Source organism: Ravibacter arvi (genome assembly GCF_039540405.1).
Taxonomy (GTDB): domain Bacteria; phylum Bacteroidota; class Bacteroidia; order Cytophagales; family Spirosomataceae; genus Ravibacter; species Ravibacter arvi.
This window is the reverse complement of the sequence record NZ_BAABEY010000036.1, coordinates 345,705-362,395: the sequence shown is the minus strand read 5'-3', so window position 1 is coordinate 362,395 and position 16,691 is coordinate 345,705. Positions and strand designations below refer to the sequence as shown.

The window sequence follows — 16,691 nt, the reverse complement described above, 5'->3', positions numbered from 1 at the left end:
GAAGATTGGAGGTCGCGCTGTTTTCAAACCTGAAAACGCCCCAACCTCTTTTTAGATAAAGCCCGGCGACCTGATCCCGCGAGTTCGGGGTCGCTTTGCCGGCTCAGAATCTCACCAAGTTTGAGGAGATTGCTGACATTGGTTTTCCGGAGGATACTCCTTTTAATGGTGCTGATTGTAGAAATTTTCCGGTTGGTTTCCCTGGCAATCCGGGAAACCGAGCGCCCCTCTGCGAGTAACCTGGCAACATCCAGCTCGTTGGCCGTAAGGTAGGTGGCCACTTCTTCATTGGCAAGATGGTCCAGGAGCCACTCCAATGCTTCCTCACCGACGTACCGGTTCCCGGCCAACACCTTTCTTATCGAATGCTCAATGTTTTCCAGCGGATCAAATGCGGTAACATACCCCCTGACACCCAGCTTAAGGTAGGCCAAAAGGTTTCTGAAAGTCTGCAGGCCCCGGACCGTCTCCAATACAAGTATTTTGGCTTCGGGATACTGTCCCGATACCATCCTCAGCTGGCGGACGTTTTCATCCAGCGGATCTGCCTGTGAAAGGCAAAGCATCACCAGATCGCACCCCTGCCCGGGAACTTGCGCAGGTTCCCGGACTTTGTCAAAGCCCGTCAGCGCAACCTCTTGCATGCTTTCACTTATAAGCTTCATAAGGCCCAGGCGCTGAACAGCCGATTTATCAATGATTACGATGTTCACAACAGAGGTGTGAGGTCCCGTTGCGGGGGTATGAGTAAATGATGGAGCCATTTGGCGCGAGCGTGGTAGTGGGAATTCTATGATTGAACGGCGGGTCGTATCAACATTCCGTCACATGGTTATAGTTAATTACTTTGAGGTCAAAAGTAATTGCAGACCGGCAAGTCCATCAATGCCAACTATACCGGAATTCCGGAATTCTGGTAGTAAACAGCAAGTTTTTCTACCCTTCAGCAATAAAAACACAGAAAAACACCCGTAACGACAAGGCGTACCACAGGGCAGACGGCTACAAGTTTCTTCGTTAACCCATAAACGGCTTGCAATGGTTACGTCGACCGGAACGATAAAAAAATATTGAGAGAATAAACTGCTGGAAGCTACGCCGGAACTACCCCAGTTCTTCGGCAAGGTGCCTGATAAATGCGGAAGGAGGCAACCCGGTTTGCTGTTTGAATACTGCCGCAAACTGGCTATGAGAAGAGAAGCCGGACTCGGCGGCCAAAGCGCTTATTTTGTACTGTCTCCACTGCGGGTTCTCCCGGAGCATTTTAATGGCAAAATTAATGCGGAGCTCGTTCACATACCCGTTAAAGTCTGACTCCTTGTATTTCCTGACCAGGTAGGAAATATACTTGGTATTGCTATCCAGCTGTGTCGCCAGAGAAGACAGTGAAAACCCATTTTCCAGGAAAAGGCCGGACTTTTCAAATTCGGCGAGCCGATCCAGTAAAATTCGTTCGGTCTCCGGCGGCATGATCCGCTTTTCCACACTTCCCTGGTTCCCCGCCGTATCTTTTTCCTGAAGGTCAAATGTTTCGTCAAAATCAGTCGCGGCTTCAACAGGCCCGGGAACAACTTCATTTCCGCTCAGTCGTTCGAGGACTGCTTTTACCTGTTCAAGTTCCCGTCTGCGCTTTCTCTTATACCAGGCAAAAAACACAATCGCGGACACAAGCAGTACGAAGGCTACAACGATTACCACATCCTTCCGGTCATTTCTCAACTTGTTCGTTATTTCGTTCTGCTCAAGTTGACCGTACATTTTGTCGAGCAGGTGCGCACGTTTATTCAGGAGGGTATCGGTAACCGCGTTGCTTTTTTCACGGGCCATGGCCAGTCCTTCCTGGTCTTTCACCCGGGCGTAGTAGTCTTTTGAAAGCGTGTGAGTCGCGTCCTTCAGCTGTAAATTCTTGGTTTCATCGGCAAAACGCTCCGCTTTGTCAAGGTATTCTTTAGCCTTCTGCAGATCCCCTTGCTTTAAAAACGAGTCAGCCATTCCCCTGAAAGCATAGCCGGTTTCATAAAAAGAAGGCAAGTTGATGCCTGCCGTCAATGCCCGTTGATAATGTATAACTGCGGTATCGTAACGGTCCAGGAGCCTGTAGTTATCTCCAAGCATCACCTCGTTGCACATTGTATTCACTTCCCGGTTGTGCTGCATCTTTTCAATGCTCTGCCCGGCTTCACGAAGACGGCTGATGGCCTCGCGATAGTTCTCCTCAGCCATTGCGGTGTAAGCAAGTTCCTGGAGCATGAGCCCTTTCGTACTGTTGGCCTGTTCCGGATCTTTTATTTTCGGAATAATTGCAAGCGCTTTCCGGGAATGGCTCCTGGCCTTGTCATACAGTTCGTTTATCCGATAAAGACCTGACAGGTACCCGTTGGCCCTCGCCAGCCACGTATAGTTGCCGGCTTCCGCCGCCAGCTTATCAATTTTCAGCGCGTACTCGATTGATTGATCCAGATCTCCGCTCTGCTGGTACAGTCTTGCAATTAGCATCAGGCACCGCATCCGGCTGACCGGCAAGACGGAAGAACGGTACAGCGAGTCGGCATCAGCCAATGAGGCATTCAGATCCTTGTGAGCCGATTCCTTCCAGATCTTATCATAAGCTTCATCGAAAGCCTTATCCTGCGCTTTTGTACCGGAACCTGTGGCCAGTAGCAATAATAAAAGGTAAATACGCCAACCCATCTTTCCGTCTGTTAAATAGGATATACATGGACCTTGTATATTCATCAATCCGTTGGAGCAAGATACCAATCCGGTTACACCTGTGCAAGTGGGGATAGAAGGAAAAGGGGCCGAAAGTCAAGATTATCTTTTTCTTCCCTATTTTCTGAAAGCCTTAAAATCACTTTCCTTCAATTCGGGGAGTTCAGGCGCAAATTGCTGCCTGACGTAGGAGGCGAGCGAGGCCAATTGCCGGTCCGACAAGAAGGTAAATGCGGGCATGGCCTCGCCGGTAGCTGCCTGGCCGCCGTTTAATACCATAGAAAGAAATCCCTCCTTGCTCCTGCTGAGTTTTGCAGACCCTACCAGCGACGGAAACGATCCCGGAACCCCGCGGCCATCCGGCTTGTGGCAGGATTCACAATAGGAGGCATAGATCGTCGCCCCGCTTTCTGTTGTGTTTTCCCCGGCAATGGCTTTTTTGCGGTCTTTCGCCGGCACCTTACCGATTCTCCTGATTTTTATGATTTTGTCGTCCGTCGCGAGCGGAAAATTTGCGGGCGGGTTCCAGTCCCGGTTAGAGGTACCGATGTATACGTCGCCGGCTGGCGAAACGCATACGTCGCGCAAGCGGCCGAACTTTTTGCTGAACAGAATATCTTCAGATACAATTTGGGTTCCTGAAGCGTCCAAATGCAGCACGCGCAGGCTCTGGGTCTTGAGCGTGGTCAGCAGAAGCGCGTTCTTCCATTCTGAAATATTTCCGTTGTAATAATCCATTCCGGCAGGCGCAATCGTTGGCGTCCAGCTTTTGACCGGGAAAATGGTGTGGTTATCCCGGCAATAAGCCTCTTCCTTCGGCAGGTCGCAGGTTCCTGCAATATAGGGCCAGCCGTAGTTCCCACCCCGGGTAAGAAGGTTCACTTCATCGTCGGTGGCGTCGCCGTGCTCGGCAACAAAAAGATTACCCTTCGCTGTATAAACCAGGCCCTGCGGCACCCGGAACCCCATGCACCAAACCGGGCTTCCCGGGAACGGATTATCGGCGGGGATAGACCCGTCAAGGTTAAGCCTCAATACTTTCCCGTTGGGGTAAGCCGGATCCAGCACTTTCTTTTCCTGCACAATGTCACCGGTAGCCCAAAGAAGCTTCCTGTCGGCGCTGATCACCAGGCGGGCCCCGTTATGCCCCTGATACCCGGGTATCTCCATCAGCAATTCCGGATCTGTCAGCGCGCCGTTTCGATAGTTATAGCGGACCAATTTGGCGGTAATCACAGAATCGCTGTCGATATGGGAATAATTCACAAACACTTGTTTAAATTTTTTCCAATCCGGATGGAGAACGAAAGTCATAAGCCCGACCCGTTTGCGGAAGTATCCCTTTACCTGGAGCAACAGCTTTATTTCACCTGTTTCCGGGTTAAGCCGGCTTAGTTTCCCATCCTGGTCCGTAAACCAGATCCAGTTGTCCGGCCCCCAGGCGAGATCCCAGATTGCGTTCTGTTTTTCCGCAACGGAACTGATCACCACGCGCGACGTTTCAAGGTCTACGGTATCTCCCTTTGCCGCAGCCCCGGGAAGCCCTGCTTCGAATCCCGGCCGGACAGCCATTCCCAGTGAAAAAAGGAGTCCAACGACCGCAGCCAAGCGAAAAGCTATATTCTTTTTCATAGAAGCACGTATTCAAAAATTGATTTACCTCTCCCTCATTCCGAAACTCCTCTTCTAATAAATGCACAATCATCGTTCAGCTACTGCCCTTCGGGCGGTAGATTGCGGCCTTCACGGAGCATGAAACGGTAAAGCGTGCGCAGCATGCACTTTTGCTCAAAAAAAAGCCCGCACCCAACCGGGTACGAGCCTTTGCCTGATAGTTGCAGCGATTTTTACTCGGCTAGCAATAACTTACGCAGCTCCAGGATATTAGTCGTTTTTGTTTTACCCATAATCCTCTTTTTGATGGTGGAGATGGTGGACCGGTGCCGGCCTGTTGTTTCCGAAATCCAGGAATTGCTCTTTCCTTCCACTAGAAACTCAGCGACTTCCCACTCCGCATTGGTCAGACGAATGCGTTCTTTCGGATTTTTTCCGGAAGCATCCGGCTCGGCGGTTACATCCATAAGGCGCCGGATAATGGAATCCACCACTTTAAACGAAATATAATGCCTTCCTTCCCGTACTTCACTGAGGCAGTCGGCAAAATCGCCCGCGCTGCTTTCCAGGTTCAGGAAACCGGAAGCCCCCGCCCTGATGTACTGAATAATGTTCTCATCATTCATTTTTGTGTCTATCTCAAACACGATGATCCTGCAGGCGGGAAGCTTTTTCCTGACAAGCGATATCGCCTGAACTTTCTTGAAAACAACCGCAGACGGATCGAGCACGAGAAACACGGTGGTGTCATCTCCATAATTCAGTCCTCCTTTGAGAATAGCTGCCAAATCTGTATCCAGGATGTTCACCTTTCCCATCCGGCTTTGAGAAAGCATGCTTTTTAGACCCGGTTCGAGCGCGGGAAATGTGTTAGTCAATAAAATGTTCATTCCGTAATATTTCCAATCATATAGTTAGTTATTGAAGATGAAGACCGGTGTAGTAAACCGCGGTACCGGGGAACGGACAGACTGCCTGGCCGGATCGTCTATTTGCCGGTAAGCCGGATCTGTCAGCCTGGTGCCGGCTCAACCACATCCAGGTCCGGTCGGGGTCTCCGTCACTGCAGGGTTTGGTATATCACTTAACGAGCAAGGAGCGGGTCCGGCACTCGGAATACTGGAATCTTAAAACAGGATGCGTCGGAATTAGCTGTGACATAGCGATACAGACAAAACCAAATAGATATTTGCCCCGGACCGGCCCGGTTTTACCGCTGAAAACGGGGCCTATGAACCCCCGGCAACCAATTTCAACATTTTACTATACAAAGTAGTCGAATATTTATCTCTCGAAATCACGCATAAAAGTATTTTACAAATAGGCATAAATATGTCTATATAGCAATTAAATAGCACTTCCTCTATATTTTTGTAGAAAAACAGCGTCAACAAACTGCTAATCGTTAGCGCGACGTTCCGATCCGGGCCCACTGTTTTCCATGCCGGCTACTCACAAAAAAGAGGGCGACGCATCAGTCTATACCATTAACAAGACAAGAATCCACCGGGATGAAAATTGCAATTATAGAAGACCATCAGCTTTTTGCTGAGTGCCTGAAAATTTACTTTGAAAGAATGGGCATTGCACAGAACGTTCAACTGTTTGAAAATGGCCGGCAATTCCTCCAGACAGCCGGCTGGAACCCGGATCTGGTGCTTACCGACCTGATGATGGAGGGAATTTCGGGCGTGGAGTTAATCAAAGAACTGGCGGATAAACGGAAAAGAGAAAAGCTGAAATATAAAATCATTGTTCTCTCATCGGTAGAGGACTACCAGATCATAAAAAAAGCATTGTTCACGGGCGCATCCGGCTATCTTTCCAAAAATACCCGGCTGGAAGAACTTTCAGAAGCAATTGAAAAAGTAACCCGGAACGAAAATTACATTTCGAGTTACCTTCAGAAAAACCTGATCAACAATATCCTGACGGAGAATGAATATACTTTGCTGCTATCCCCCCGCGAAAAGGAGCTGCTGTACATGGTTTGCGACGGCATTACGCTGAAGGAAGCCGCCTACCAGCTGAACCTCAGCATCCACACCATACGGAACTATTATCGGTCGATTATGAAGAAATTCAACGTTCACCGGACGGTGGACCTGATAAAATTCGCCATTGAAAAAGGTTTGTATTTCCCGAAGACGCAAAAATAGGTATGAGGTGTGAGATCTGAGCATTAAGCCCGCAGCAGCGGACCTCACACCTCATACCTCACACCTCAATCCTATTTCTTTTCCAGGCTGCTGCTCAACTTGGCGCGGTTGGCCAGTTTCACGATGAGGAAAATGACCCAGGCAATCAGGAGAAACTGAATGACCTGGTTCAGGAAGGCGCCGTAACGAATGGCTACCTCGGCCGTTTCGCCTTCGGCTTCTTTCAGGACGTACTTAAGCTTATCAAAATCCACACCTCCGATGATAAGACCGAGGATGGGATTGATAATGTCATCCACCAGCGAGGTGGTGATTTTCCCGAACGCAGCGCCGATGATAACACCGACAGCAAGATCCAGAACATTGCCCTGGGCGATGAAGGTTTTAAATTCTTTAAGCATACAAGAAAAAGTTTTTTGTTTGAAGGAATTGAATATTAGGGGGTAAGTATTTGGAAGTTGGAAATCGGAAATCAGAAATCAGAAATCAGAAATCAGAGGTCGGAAATCGGAAATTAACGCGCCATCAACCAGCCTTCCGGAGCAAACGGGTCTATGCGGCGCAGCCGATTTCCGATTTCCGACCTCCGATTTCCCCTCAAAACGAATATAAAAACCCGACTGACAAAGCCTGGGCCCATTGCACGCGGGCGACCTGGTCGTCGTCGTATAACATAATCACACCGAGATTAACGTTGAAATACTTACGGATCTTGGCGGTAATATTGGCATCGAGCCTGTGATCTGTATGGAAAGCGGTATTCCTGTTCTTATTAGCGGAGGCAAAGAGCTGGTACCTCCATTTCAGGCTGATGTCCTTGGCAATTTCCTTGTCGAAATTGGCGATCAATTGGGCCAATGCCACTTCATTTCTTACTTTTTTCCCGATAGGAACACCATAGTTCGTCGAGTCGGGCGTATTCCTGAACAGCTCCGTATCCGTAACGAAAGTCTGCCGCAGCGCACCCGGTGAGAATGTTACATAGAAAAAGGGCGCAGGACTGTATTGCAAGCCGATGGCTTCCGTCAGGTAACCCGGCGCCAGAAAATTGGAAATACGCTTGCGGATTTCACGACCGTCGGTTCCCGTTTCGAAATTATACCCCGGGGCAAACTGGGTCAGAAAATTCACGTTTCCTACCAGGCTCCAATGCTCAGCCAGCTCATAACCGTACTTCGAATCAAAAAACAACCGGTCAAAGCTCTTTCTCGCGTCCAGTCCTTCATTTTTTACAATGCCGTATTGCGACTGCAGATCATTCCGCCAGGTGTGCTTCCCTTTCTTGAATTCGCGAAGCATATTGAAAAATACGCCCAGGGAGATGGAATTTACACCACCGCCCGTCCAGGCCGTGTTAAACGATCCCTGGTTGAAATTGGCACCGAATTCGGTTTTGCTTTTCCACGTTGTATCTTTCACCGCCTGGTTCAAGGCTGCAATGTCCTGCGCACGGGTCGTCAGGGCAAACACGCACAACAGGCCTAAGAGAGAGAATCTTACTATTTTCATTCTGTAAAAGTGTTGATTAAGATGGTGGATATTTTGTCCGTTGGATAGTAAAAAACGGTCACGAAGCGAAGATTTCGACCTTCTGCGACTGAAAATATTTCAGGGGAAGAACGACGCGGGACTCTTCCGTTTTTATGGTAACCGAAAGGTTGTCCAGCTCGATAATCCTGCCTTTAACGCCATCGATTTGAATTAACTGCCCGATGGTATACTTATTCTTGCTGTAAAACGAAGAAATAATATTCCCCAGTACGTCACGCGAGGCAAGGCCGTAGCCCACACCAAACGCCGCGACGATACCGCCGAAAACAATAATAAAACTCGATTCCAGCAACTCCGTATTGATGCCGATCTGTGCGAGCGCAGAAATAAATGTAATTACCAGGAAGAAGCCAAAAACAAGGTTCCCGATCAGCTTGGCAGAAGGGACGTTAAACGACTTGCAAAGCGTGACGACGGCAGATTTAATAATATCGGAGATGATAATCCCCAACTGAAGCATAATTGCTCCCGCAATAAGCTGCGGAATAAAGTTGACGACCGACAATACCATGCTGGTGATGGTCTCTACTCCCAGAATTTCTGTGGCGGCCGTCAGGAACATCAGGATAATAAAATAATAAAGCGATGCCGCAACGATATTGCTTAGCTTTATCTCCGCCTTAATTTGCTTGATAAACCCGATTTGGTTAAGCCGCTCGCCGATCTTGTCGAACCCCACCCGGCCCAGAACGTTTTTGACAATTGCCCGTACAAAATTGGCGACCAGGTAGCCGATCAGCAGCACGACGATACACCCGATGAGACGGGGGACAAAGTCAACAAACTGACCGATAAGTGAATTGAAGGTATTCTTTAAAATATCAGAAATGTTGTAAAAACTTTCCATAAGGGTGCTTGAAAGTTAGGGGTTCTCTTCGTCATTAGAATTTTGATCCAGCGCGGCCGTCAAGGCACTAAAGGCAGACAGGAAGAAAAAGCCTCCGAAGTGCGAAACGACCTGCAAAGTATCCTTTATCAAATCAATTTCCGACACCAGGCTGGTCTTCAGGTATTCGGGGACAGCGCCTTCTACCTCCAGCTGCTTACGTATTTCATCTTGCAGATCACTCATTTAAAACTTACCGATTATTTCAGAAATAAGCTTTGCCAGGAAGCAGATCACCAGGATAACCGCCTCGAGGTACCGTTTTCTCAGATTCTCTCTTGACCTGAGCAGGCGCATTTTAACAGCACTCTCGGTGATGCGGAAAACGCCGGCAATGTCGCGTATACTGAGGTCGTCCAGGTATTTCATCATCAGGATACTGCGTTCTTCCGTAGAGAGGTGATCGATAGCGCGCTGCAAACGCTGAGCGTCAGCGTCTTTTTCCTCAATCAACACCGAAACATCAGTGTCTTCGTCAGGCACCTCCAGTTCCTCGTCCAGGTTCGTCTCGCCGCGTTTCTTGTTAACGCGCAGCTGATCCATGCAGTAGTTGTAGGTGATAGAATACAGCCAGGTTGAAAACCGTGCTTCCTCCTTAAAACTCCCCAGCTTAAAAATAAGCTTCAGGAAGATGTCATGGGTAAAATCCTCCGCCCGGGCCGTATCTTTCACCAGTGTGAGGCATTTACGATAGACTTTATCCGCATAACGGGCGTATAATTCCTCGAAAAAACTATTTTTTTGGGTAACTACGAAAAGCTGAACCAATTCTTCGTCTGAATGCACCTTTCCTGTTTGTTTTATAGACTTCGGAATTTTAAAAAAGTAACGCCAGGTAAATCAATATCTGAACGGGAGGTTTTAACACCAAAAAACGCTTTACTTTTCGAAAAAAGCAAAGCGCATCCGGTAAAAAAACTATTTGGTAATCGGCTAGTTACCTATTCCGACACGTTTGAAGCTGACAATCGACAGGTCCTTTGCAGTCTTTTCGAGCAGCTGGCGAATGGTCAGTGACGAGTCTTTCACAAATTCCTGGTTCAACAGCGTATTGTCTTTGTAGAATTTCTGAAGCTTGCCCTGGGCGATTCTCTCCAACATGGCTTCAGGCTTTCCTTCTGCACGGGCCTGTTCTTTCCCGATTTCGATTTCGCGTTCCACAAGCGCGGCGTCTACACCATCCTTATCCAGCGCAACGGGGCGCATTGCGGCGATCTGCATCGCGATATCCCGGCCTACTACCTGCAGGTCTGCGCCTGATCCGCCTTCGAATGCTACCAAAACACCCAATTTACCGTTGGAATGGATATACGGAACGACTTTTTGTGCGCTCACGTTTTCGTATCCTACGATTTCAATTTTCTCGCCCAGTTTACCGGTCAGGTTTACAATCTGATCAGCAACGGTAGAACCGTCTGACAATGTAGCGGCCATCAGGCTCTCGACGCTCTTATGGTCATTGGCAACAGCTTCCCCAAGGATGGTCTTGGCCAGTTCCTTAAAATCTGCCACATTGGCAACAGGCTCGGTTTCGCAAGCCAGGGCTACCAGCTTGCCATTGCTTTCGTCACTGCTGATTTCTACTACAACGACTCCTTCCGATACAGCATTGTCGGCACGTTTAGCAGCGACCTTCTGACCTTGCTTACGCAGAATTTCAATCGCCTTATCAAAATCGCCTTCTGCTTCAGTAAGCGCTTTTTTACAATCCATCATGCCCGCTCCTGTTAGCTGGCGAAGTTTGTTTACATCTTGAGCAGTAATTGCCATGGTTCCGAAAAAATGATATGATTATATGGTAAAAAGTTAATCCTGACGTGTAATGCCCCGGGCAAACACATTTCTAAACGCGCAAAGCCTATAGCTGACAAGCTACAGGCTTTGTGCATCTTACCCCAAACTCTCCATAGCTTCAGAGGTCAAAGGGACTGTATTACTTGTGTTGTTGTCTGTACTATTCAGCGGATGCTTCATCAGCATCAGCCTTTACATTCAACCTCTTTCTTTTATCCTGACGTTCTTCGCCTTCACCTTCTGCTGAGGCCGAACCTTCTGTATCAACTGCCTTTTTCGCTTCCTCTTCTTCAGCCAGGCGTTGATCTTCCTTGTCCTGCTTTCTCTCCAGCAAGCCTTCCTCTACTGCTTTTCCGATTGCAAGCGTAATCAACGAAATTGATTTGAATGCATCGTCATTGCCGGGAATTGCGTAGTCTACCTGATCCGGGTTAGAGTTGGTATCGCAAATCGCAATCACAGGAATGCCCAGTCTTTTCGCTTCGGCGATTGCGATGTGCTCACGCTTCACGTCTACAACAAACAATGCGGCAGGCAGGCGGGTCAGTTCAACCACACCACCCAATACCTTCTCCAGCTTGTCACGCTCACGTGAGATAGTAAGGCGCTCACGTTTCGCAATATTCTTAACGGTAACTTCGTCCTTAAGTGTTTTGTCCAGGTACTGAAGCTTTTTCAACGACTTTCTCATCGTTGTAAAGTTGGTCAGCATACCACCCAGCCAACGTTCGGTTACATAGGGCATTTTCAATCTTCTTGCTTCTTCAGCAACGATTTCCTGTGCCTGTTTTTTCGTGGCTACGAACATAATTTTACGTCCGGAGCGAACAATTGACTTCACTATTTCCTGCGCCTGGTCAAGGCACGCAACAGTTTTGTTGAGGTCAATGATGTGGATCCCGTTTTTCTCCATGAAAATATACGGAGCCATACGGGGATCCCACTTGCGGGTAAGGTGACCAAAGTGGACACCTGCATCCAATAGTTGTTTATATTCTAATTGTGCCATTGTTGAAAAAAGAAAAAGATAAGCAGCACGACGCACCGGACACAGTAAGCGCCGACTGGACGATATATAATTAAAAGATGTCGCGTAAGGACACCTGACAATACAATCTGATGCTTAACGTTTCGAGAACTGGAAGCGCTTACGTGCCTTTCTGCGGCCCGCCTTCTTCCGTTCAACCATACGTGAATCACGGGTAAGGAAACCTTCCTTCTTCAATGGCGGACGGTTCTCGCCGTTGTACTCAACAAGCGCACGGGAGATAGCCATCCGGGCTGCCTCAGCCTGTCCTTTAATTCCTCCACCCTGCACGTTGATTTTCACATCGTAGCTATCGCCGGATTCAAGCAGGGAGAAAGGTTGCTTCACCAGGATCTGGTGAACCTCAAAAGGGAAATACTCTTTCAGGTCGCGGCCGTTGATCTGAATATCGCCCTTACCAGGAGTGAGATAGATCCGCGCCACCGCGGTTTTTCTTCTACCTATGGTATTGATGTATGCCATTGGGGATTAATAATTAAACTTTAATTCTTTTGGTTGTTGCGCAGCATGCGGATGCTCGTTGCCGGCATACACAAACAGGTTGGTAAATAATCTACGCCCCAAACGACTCTTTGGTAGCATTCCTCTCACAGCTCTTTCCAAAACCCGCTCAGGATACTTTTCGAATGCTTCCTTGGGAGTCTGGAAACGCTGTCCGCCCGGGTGACCCGTATGACGAACATAAACCTTATCGGTCAGCTTTTTGCCAGTCAGGCGAACCTTATCCGCATTGATAATGATGACATTGTCGCCACAGTCGACATGCGGGGTATAGCTCGTTTTGTGCTTGCCACGGATAATCCGCGCCACATTACTGGCCAAACGTCCTAAAACTGCATCTTCTGCATCTACCACGACCCACTCCTTTACTGTAGTGCTCTTGTTGGCAGAGATGGTTTTGTAGCTTAACGTATCCACGATTAACTATATGATTTTAATGATTTTAACGTATCCACCCTGGCAGGCGCAATACACCTAGCCAAAAAGGGAGTGCAAATATAGATGCTCAACTCTTCAATAGCAAGATACTTACCAGAAAATAATTGGATTTTTCATTTTGAGGGGGTGAGCTTTGAGCGGTGGGCTATGAGATGCGGGGCGCCGGAGCTGGAAAAGCTAAGCGCCTGCGATGGCCTCAAGGGCCTCTTCCACCGGCTTTGCGCCTTCAAAAAACGAGGCAAGACGAAGCAATATCTGCTCGATGGTCGCATCCGGGCACGAAGCTCCGCTCGTCAGCATAATCACCTGGGGTGTTTTGGTCCCGAGATAACCGGAGGTTCTGACTTCCTGCTTCTGATGCAGATCGAAGTGAAGGATCTCGTCCTTGTTCAGAATTTTTTCGGCAGACGAAATAAAATAGGTCGGCAGCACGCGCTCACACAATTCCACCAGGTGGGTGGTATTGGAGCTGTTATATCCCCCGGCTACAATCACAAGATCGGCTTCGTTCTGCAGGAGCGCATAGGTTGCGTCCTGGTTATCGTTGGTAGCATAGCAAAGGGTGTCCTTGGTATTGGCAAAATGAGCCTCCACCGTATCGGCATCCAGTCCGAAATGGCGCATCATGACTGCTTTCAGGTAATCGGCTATGCCCTGTGTGTCGGAAGCCAGCATGGTAGTCTGGTTCACTACACCGATCCTTTGCAGGTCACGGTCAGGATCAAAGCCTTCCGAATAGAGGCCTTTGAACTCCTCGTAGAATCCCTCAGAAGGCAACTCACCGGTTATATACAACGCCAGCCGACGGGTCTGCTCCAGGTCACGTACGATTACAGTAGGTGCATTTTCCTTGCTATGCGAAAACGTGGCACGGGTCTCTTCATGCTGGGGTTTGCCATGAATGACGATGGTATAGGCCTTCCCCCCTATTTGAGCAGCCCGGTTCCAGACCTTCTCAACGAAGGGGCAGGTGGTGTCGTAGGCGTGAATGTCGACCCCGCGGGCCGCGAGCGCTTCCTGTATCTCCAGGGTGGTACCGAAAGCGGGCACAATCACAATGTCGTCAGGCGTTAATACGTCCCAACTCAGAATTTGCCGGCCCTTGGTATCCATGAGGAATTTAACACCCCGCTGGACCAGATCGGCATTCACATCGGGATTGTGAATCATTTCACTGAGCAGGAAAATCCGCTTACCGGCATTGCTGTCCAGTGCCTTGTAGGCAATTTCAATTGCATTTTCCACGCCGTAGCAAAACCCGAAGTGCCTGGCGATCAAAAACCTGACGCTGCCCAGGTCCAGCACCGTCGGCGTATAGTCCTTTTTAAGCTTGTCCTTTTTACGTCGAAGCTCTTTGATCGGCGTAATAATGCTACTTTTATAAAAATCCGGGATTTTAAACGCTTTCATCTGTTGTATAAGGTGTGAGGTGTGAGCGGTGAGGGGTGAGGGACTACCCACAGCTCCATGTCGCTCACGGCTAGAACCTGACACCTCATTGCTAAGTTCCAAACCCAAAGATCGGCCAGTATTTTTTTTTTGCCATCAATATGCAACATTTAATTTCCTGCGGAGACTTTACTGTGAACATTCATCACAATGCCGGAAGCAGCTTTTGAAGAATAGTCTTTATCCTGATCCGCACATCGAACTGGTGGAGCGATGTAAACTGGGGGAGCGCAGTGCGCAGTATCAATTGTACAAGCTTTATTCCAAAGCCATGTTCAATGTGTGCCTGCGCGTGCTCAACCATACGGAAGAGGCCGAAGACGTACTACAGGATGCTTTCGTCGATGCATTCGGCCATTTGCATCAATTCCGGCAACAGTCGACGTTCGGAGCCTGGCTCAAACAAATCGTGCTGAACAAGGCCATTTCGCAGCTGCGGTCGAGAAAAGCACAATGGGTAGAAATAGAATCGCTTCAAAACAACCACCAGGAGTACAATTTTGAAGCGGATTCGGACGATAACGGCGATGAAGCGGATTTGACGCTTGATCGTGTTAAAAGAGCGCTTCATTTGCTCCCCGGCGGGTACCGGGTAGTGCTGAGCCTGTACCTTTTTGAAGGATACGACCATGAAGAGATCAGTGAAGTTTTAGGAATTTCGGAAAGCACGTCGAGAACCCAGTATATGAGGGCCAAACAGAAGTTGATTGAATTAATCAGGAATCTATAAACTGACACATCTATCGGGCATTTTTACCAGATATAGCAGTGAGGGGTGAGGCTTGAGGTCTTACACCCACACCTCACCCCTCACTGCTAAAACCTTTAAACACATGAAAAAGTCTTTTGACAGGAAAGATAGGTTGGAGAGGTTTGTCAGGGACAACCGTTCAGCATTCGACTCGGAGGAACCGGATGATCTCTTATGGAGAAAAATCGAAGGCCGGCTCACCGGTACGCCCGGCAGCCCGCATGATAAGGTACACCCGGCAGCACCTTCGCCTAAAAAGCGATGGAAACGGCAAATCAGTTATGACTGGCGTGTTGCGGCCGCCGTGCTGGTGATTTGCACCGCCGGGATTCTCGTGTATGTCAACAATCACTACGGGCTTGCGCGGGATCCGCAAATGGCTATCCAGCTTCCTACCTACGCAAAGGAGGTAAACCAGTATACCATGATCATCAACGCCAAGCGCGATGAATTAAAAAGGCTGACCGCCAGCAAGCCGGAATTGTACACCAGTTTCGCCGCCGAGTTAAGCCAGCTTGAGAACGACTATTCCGGTCTGCGCTCCGAACTTCCGGGCTCACCGGATCCCGATATCCAGCTACATGCAATGGTCAGGAACCTGCAATGGCAGATTGACCTTCTCAACCAGCAAATTATCATTATTGAAAAAATCAAGAAGGCGAACGGACATGAAAAAGACGCTGGCAACATTATGGCTATTTAGTGTAGTCGCGGTAGCGATCGCGCACCCGCATGGTTCCGGGTTTATTGAGCGAAAGAAAACCATCCTGAAGTCTTTCGAAACAAAACCCACCGAAGCCCTGCATATCGACAATCGCTACGGGGATGTAAAAGTGCAGCTTTGGGAGAAATCTTCCATACGCATTGACATTACCATTACAGCCAATGCCCCCACCGAAGAAAAAGCGGCAGAAGCCGTTAACTCCATCCAGATTGAAGAGAAGCGCAATAGCAACGGCATTACCCTGCAGACGATTTTCGGGGGCGGGGAGCGGTTTTCTATCTGGCGTAGCCGGAAAGGGGAGAACTCAATACGTGTAGATTACCTGGTACAGATGCCGAAACAGAATCCGCTTACCGTAAAAAACACCTACGGAGACACGGACATCGCGCAGTTCAGGGCGTCGCTCGCGGTGGAGTCCCATTACGGGAATTTTCGCGCGCAAAATCTCAGCAGCAACAACAATAACATTACGGTTACCTACGGAAACGCAACGATTGACCAGATGGATGTCGGCAAACTGGCGTCACAATATTCAAAAATCAATCTGAACAAGGTAAAAGACCTGGTGGTCGTCAATAAGTTCGGCCAACTTAATATTGGCCAGGTTGCTTCCCTGAAGGCGGATATTGACTACGCCGGCGCCAAGATCGGCTCCGTCACGGAAGCAGCAGTTGTCAAACTGAATTACTCGGACGAATTCTGCATTTCAGAGTCCACCGCACAAAATGTTGACATTAAAGCCGCTTACTCTTCCGTCGTAGTCCCTGCGGTGCAGCCCGCCCGGTTTGACGTATCGGTCACCTACGGAAATTTCACCTATCCTTCGAAAGTCCCGGTCTCCTTTACCAACAAGAGCGGCAACTACAAGACCAAATTGTACGAAGGCAATATCGGGGGTGACAACCCGGCAAATACCATCAAGATAATTTCGGTTTATGGAAATGTGAAGCTGAAAGACTAGACTGATCCGGGGAAGCAAGGGGCGTGCGGGCGCAGAAATACACGCACACCCCTTATTTTCTGCCTTTTGCAACCCGATTGCACCGCAGGGGCACCTATATTTG

Annotated in this window: 18 protein-coding genes; 4 read left to right on the top strand and 14 right to left on the bottom strand. The window is 48.8% G+C overall.

The annotated features are described in order from the left end of the window. Positions 1–23 precede the first annotated feature (23 nt). From ABD852_RS21190 to ABD852_RS21175, 4 genes are all read right to left on the bottom strand, one after another. Positions 24–665, bottom strand: coding sequence for a LuxR C-terminal-related transcriptional regulator (locus tag ABD852_RS21190; RefSeq protein WP_345032581.1), 642 nt, complete (start codon positions 663–665; stop codon positions 24–26). A gap of 439 nt (positions 666–1,104) precedes the next feature. Beyond that, entirely contained in the window at positions 1,105–2,691 is a 1,587-nt protein-coding gene (locus tag ABD852_RS21185) for a tetratricopeptide repeat protein (protein WP_345032579.1), read from the bottom strand. A 138-nt stretch (positions 2,692–2,829) separates the two neighbouring features. Further along, positions 2,830–4,344, bottom strand: a complete 1,515-nt coding sequence (locus ABD852_RS21180; RefSeq protein WP_345032577.1) for a PQQ-dependent sugar dehydrogenase — start codon at positions 4,342–4,344, stop codon at positions 2,830–2,832. 215 nt (positions 4,345–4,559) lie between these two features. Beyond that, on the bottom strand, positions 4,560–5,162 hold the full coding sequence (locus ABD852_RS21175) for a LuxR C-terminal-related transcriptional regulator (protein WP_345032575.1): 603 nt from the start codon (positions 5,160–5,162) through the stop codon (positions 4,560–4,562). 675 nt (positions 5,163–5,837) lie between these two features. Between ABD852_RS21175 and ABD852_RS21170 the strand changes: the two genes are divergently transcribed. Beyond that, positions 5,838–6,485 carry a response regulator gene (locus ABD852_RS21170; protein WP_345032573.1) on the top strand — a complete coding sequence of 216 codons (648 nt, stop codon included), beginning with the start codon at positions 5,838–5,840 and terminating at the stop codon, positions 6,483–6,485. Positions 6,486–6,556: 71 nt separating this feature from the next. Here ABD852_RS21170 and mscL read toward each other — a convergent pair whose 3' ends face one another. The 10 genes from mscL to ABD852_RS21120 form a co-directional block, all read right to left on the bottom strand. Continuing rightward, a complete protein-coding gene (gene mscL / locus ABD852_RS21165) occupies positions 6,557–6,886 on the bottom strand; it encodes a large-conductance mechanosensitive channel protein MscL (protein ID WP_345032572.1) in 330 nt (109 codons plus the stop codon). Positions 6,887–7,082: 196 nt separating this feature from the next. Next, entirely contained in the window at positions 7,083–7,994 is a 912-nt protein-coding gene (locus ABD852_RS21160; protein WP_345032571.1) for a DUF3078 domain-containing protein, read from the bottom strand. Positions 7,995–8,052: 58 nt separating this feature from the next. Next, positions 8,053–8,883: a mechanosensitive ion channel family protein gene (locus ABD852_RS21155; RefSeq protein ID WP_345032570.1), complete on the bottom strand. Its 831-nt coding sequence runs from the start codon at positions 8,881–8,883 to the stop codon at positions 8,053–8,055. A gap of 15 nt (positions 8,884–8,898) precedes the next feature. Continuing rightward, positions 8,899–9,108, bottom strand: a complete 210-nt coding sequence (locus ABD852_RS21150) for a hypothetical protein (protein ID WP_345032569.1) — start codon at positions 9,106–9,108, stop codon at positions 8,899–8,901. After that, positions 9,109–9,708 carry an RNA polymerase sigma factor gene (locus ABD852_RS21145; protein ID WP_345032568.1) on the bottom strand — a complete coding sequence of 200 codons (600 nt, stop codon included), beginning with the start codon at positions 9,706–9,708 and terminating at the stop codon, positions 9,109–9,111. Positions 9,709–9,855: 147 nt separating this feature from the next. Beyond that, the gene (gene tsf / locus ABD852_RS21140) at positions 9,856–10,692 is read right to left on the bottom strand and encodes a translation elongation factor Ts (protein WP_345032566.1); all 837 of its coding nucleotides are present in this window, start codon (positions 10,690–10,692) and stop codon (positions 9,856–9,858) included. A gap of 184 nt (positions 10,693–10,876) precedes the next feature. Next, the gene (gene rpsB / locus ABD852_RS21135) at positions 10,877–11,725 is read right to left on the bottom strand and encodes a 30S ribosomal protein S2 (RefSeq protein WP_345032565.1); all 849 of its coding nucleotides are present in this window, start codon (positions 11,723–11,725) and stop codon (positions 10,877–10,879) included. A gap of 114 nt (positions 11,726–11,839) precedes the next feature. Next, on the bottom strand, positions 11,840–12,226 hold the full coding sequence (rpsI, locus tag ABD852_RS21130) for a 30S ribosomal protein S9 (protein ID WP_345032564.1): 387 nt from the start codon (positions 12,224–12,226) through the stop codon (positions 11,840–11,842). Positions 12,227–12,232: 6 nt separating this feature from the next. Beyond that, a complete protein-coding gene (gene rplM, locus ABD852_RS21125; RefSeq protein ID WP_345032563.1) occupies positions 12,233–12,682 on the bottom strand; it encodes a 50S ribosomal protein L13 in 450 nt (149 codons plus the stop codon). Between the two features lie 198 nt (positions 12,683–12,880). Continuing rightward, positions 12,881–14,113, bottom strand: a complete 1,233-nt coding sequence (locus ABD852_RS21120; RefSeq protein ID WP_345032562.1) for a 4-hydroxy-3-methylbut-2-enyl diphosphate reductase — start codon at positions 14,111–14,113, stop codon at positions 12,881–12,883. Positions 14,114–14,318: 205 nt separating this feature from the next. Here ABD852_RS21120 and ABD852_RS21115 point away from each other — a divergent pair, with 205 nt between their 5' ends. From ABD852_RS21115 to ABD852_RS21105, 3 genes are all read left to right on the top strand, one after another. After that, positions 14,319–14,882 (top strand): RNA polymerase sigma factor, encoded by a 564-nt coding sequence (locus ABD852_RS21115; protein ID WP_345032561.1) that lies wholly within the window; start codon positions 14,319–14,321, stop codon positions 14,880–14,882. 103 nt (positions 14,883–14,985) lie between these two features. Beyond that, positions 14,986–15,606: a hypothetical protein gene (locus tag ABD852_RS21110; RefSeq protein WP_345032560.1), complete on the top strand. Its 621-nt coding sequence runs from the start codon at positions 14,986–14,988 to the stop codon at positions 15,604–15,606. Beyond that, entirely contained in the window at positions 15,572–16,588 is a 1,017-nt protein-coding gene (locus ABD852_RS21105; RefSeq protein WP_345032559.1) for a DUF4097 family beta strand repeat-containing protein, read from the top strand. Before ABD852_RS21110 ends, ABD852_RS21105 begins: the two co-directional genes overlap by 35 nt. Positions 16,589–16,691: the final 103 nt, after the last annotated feature.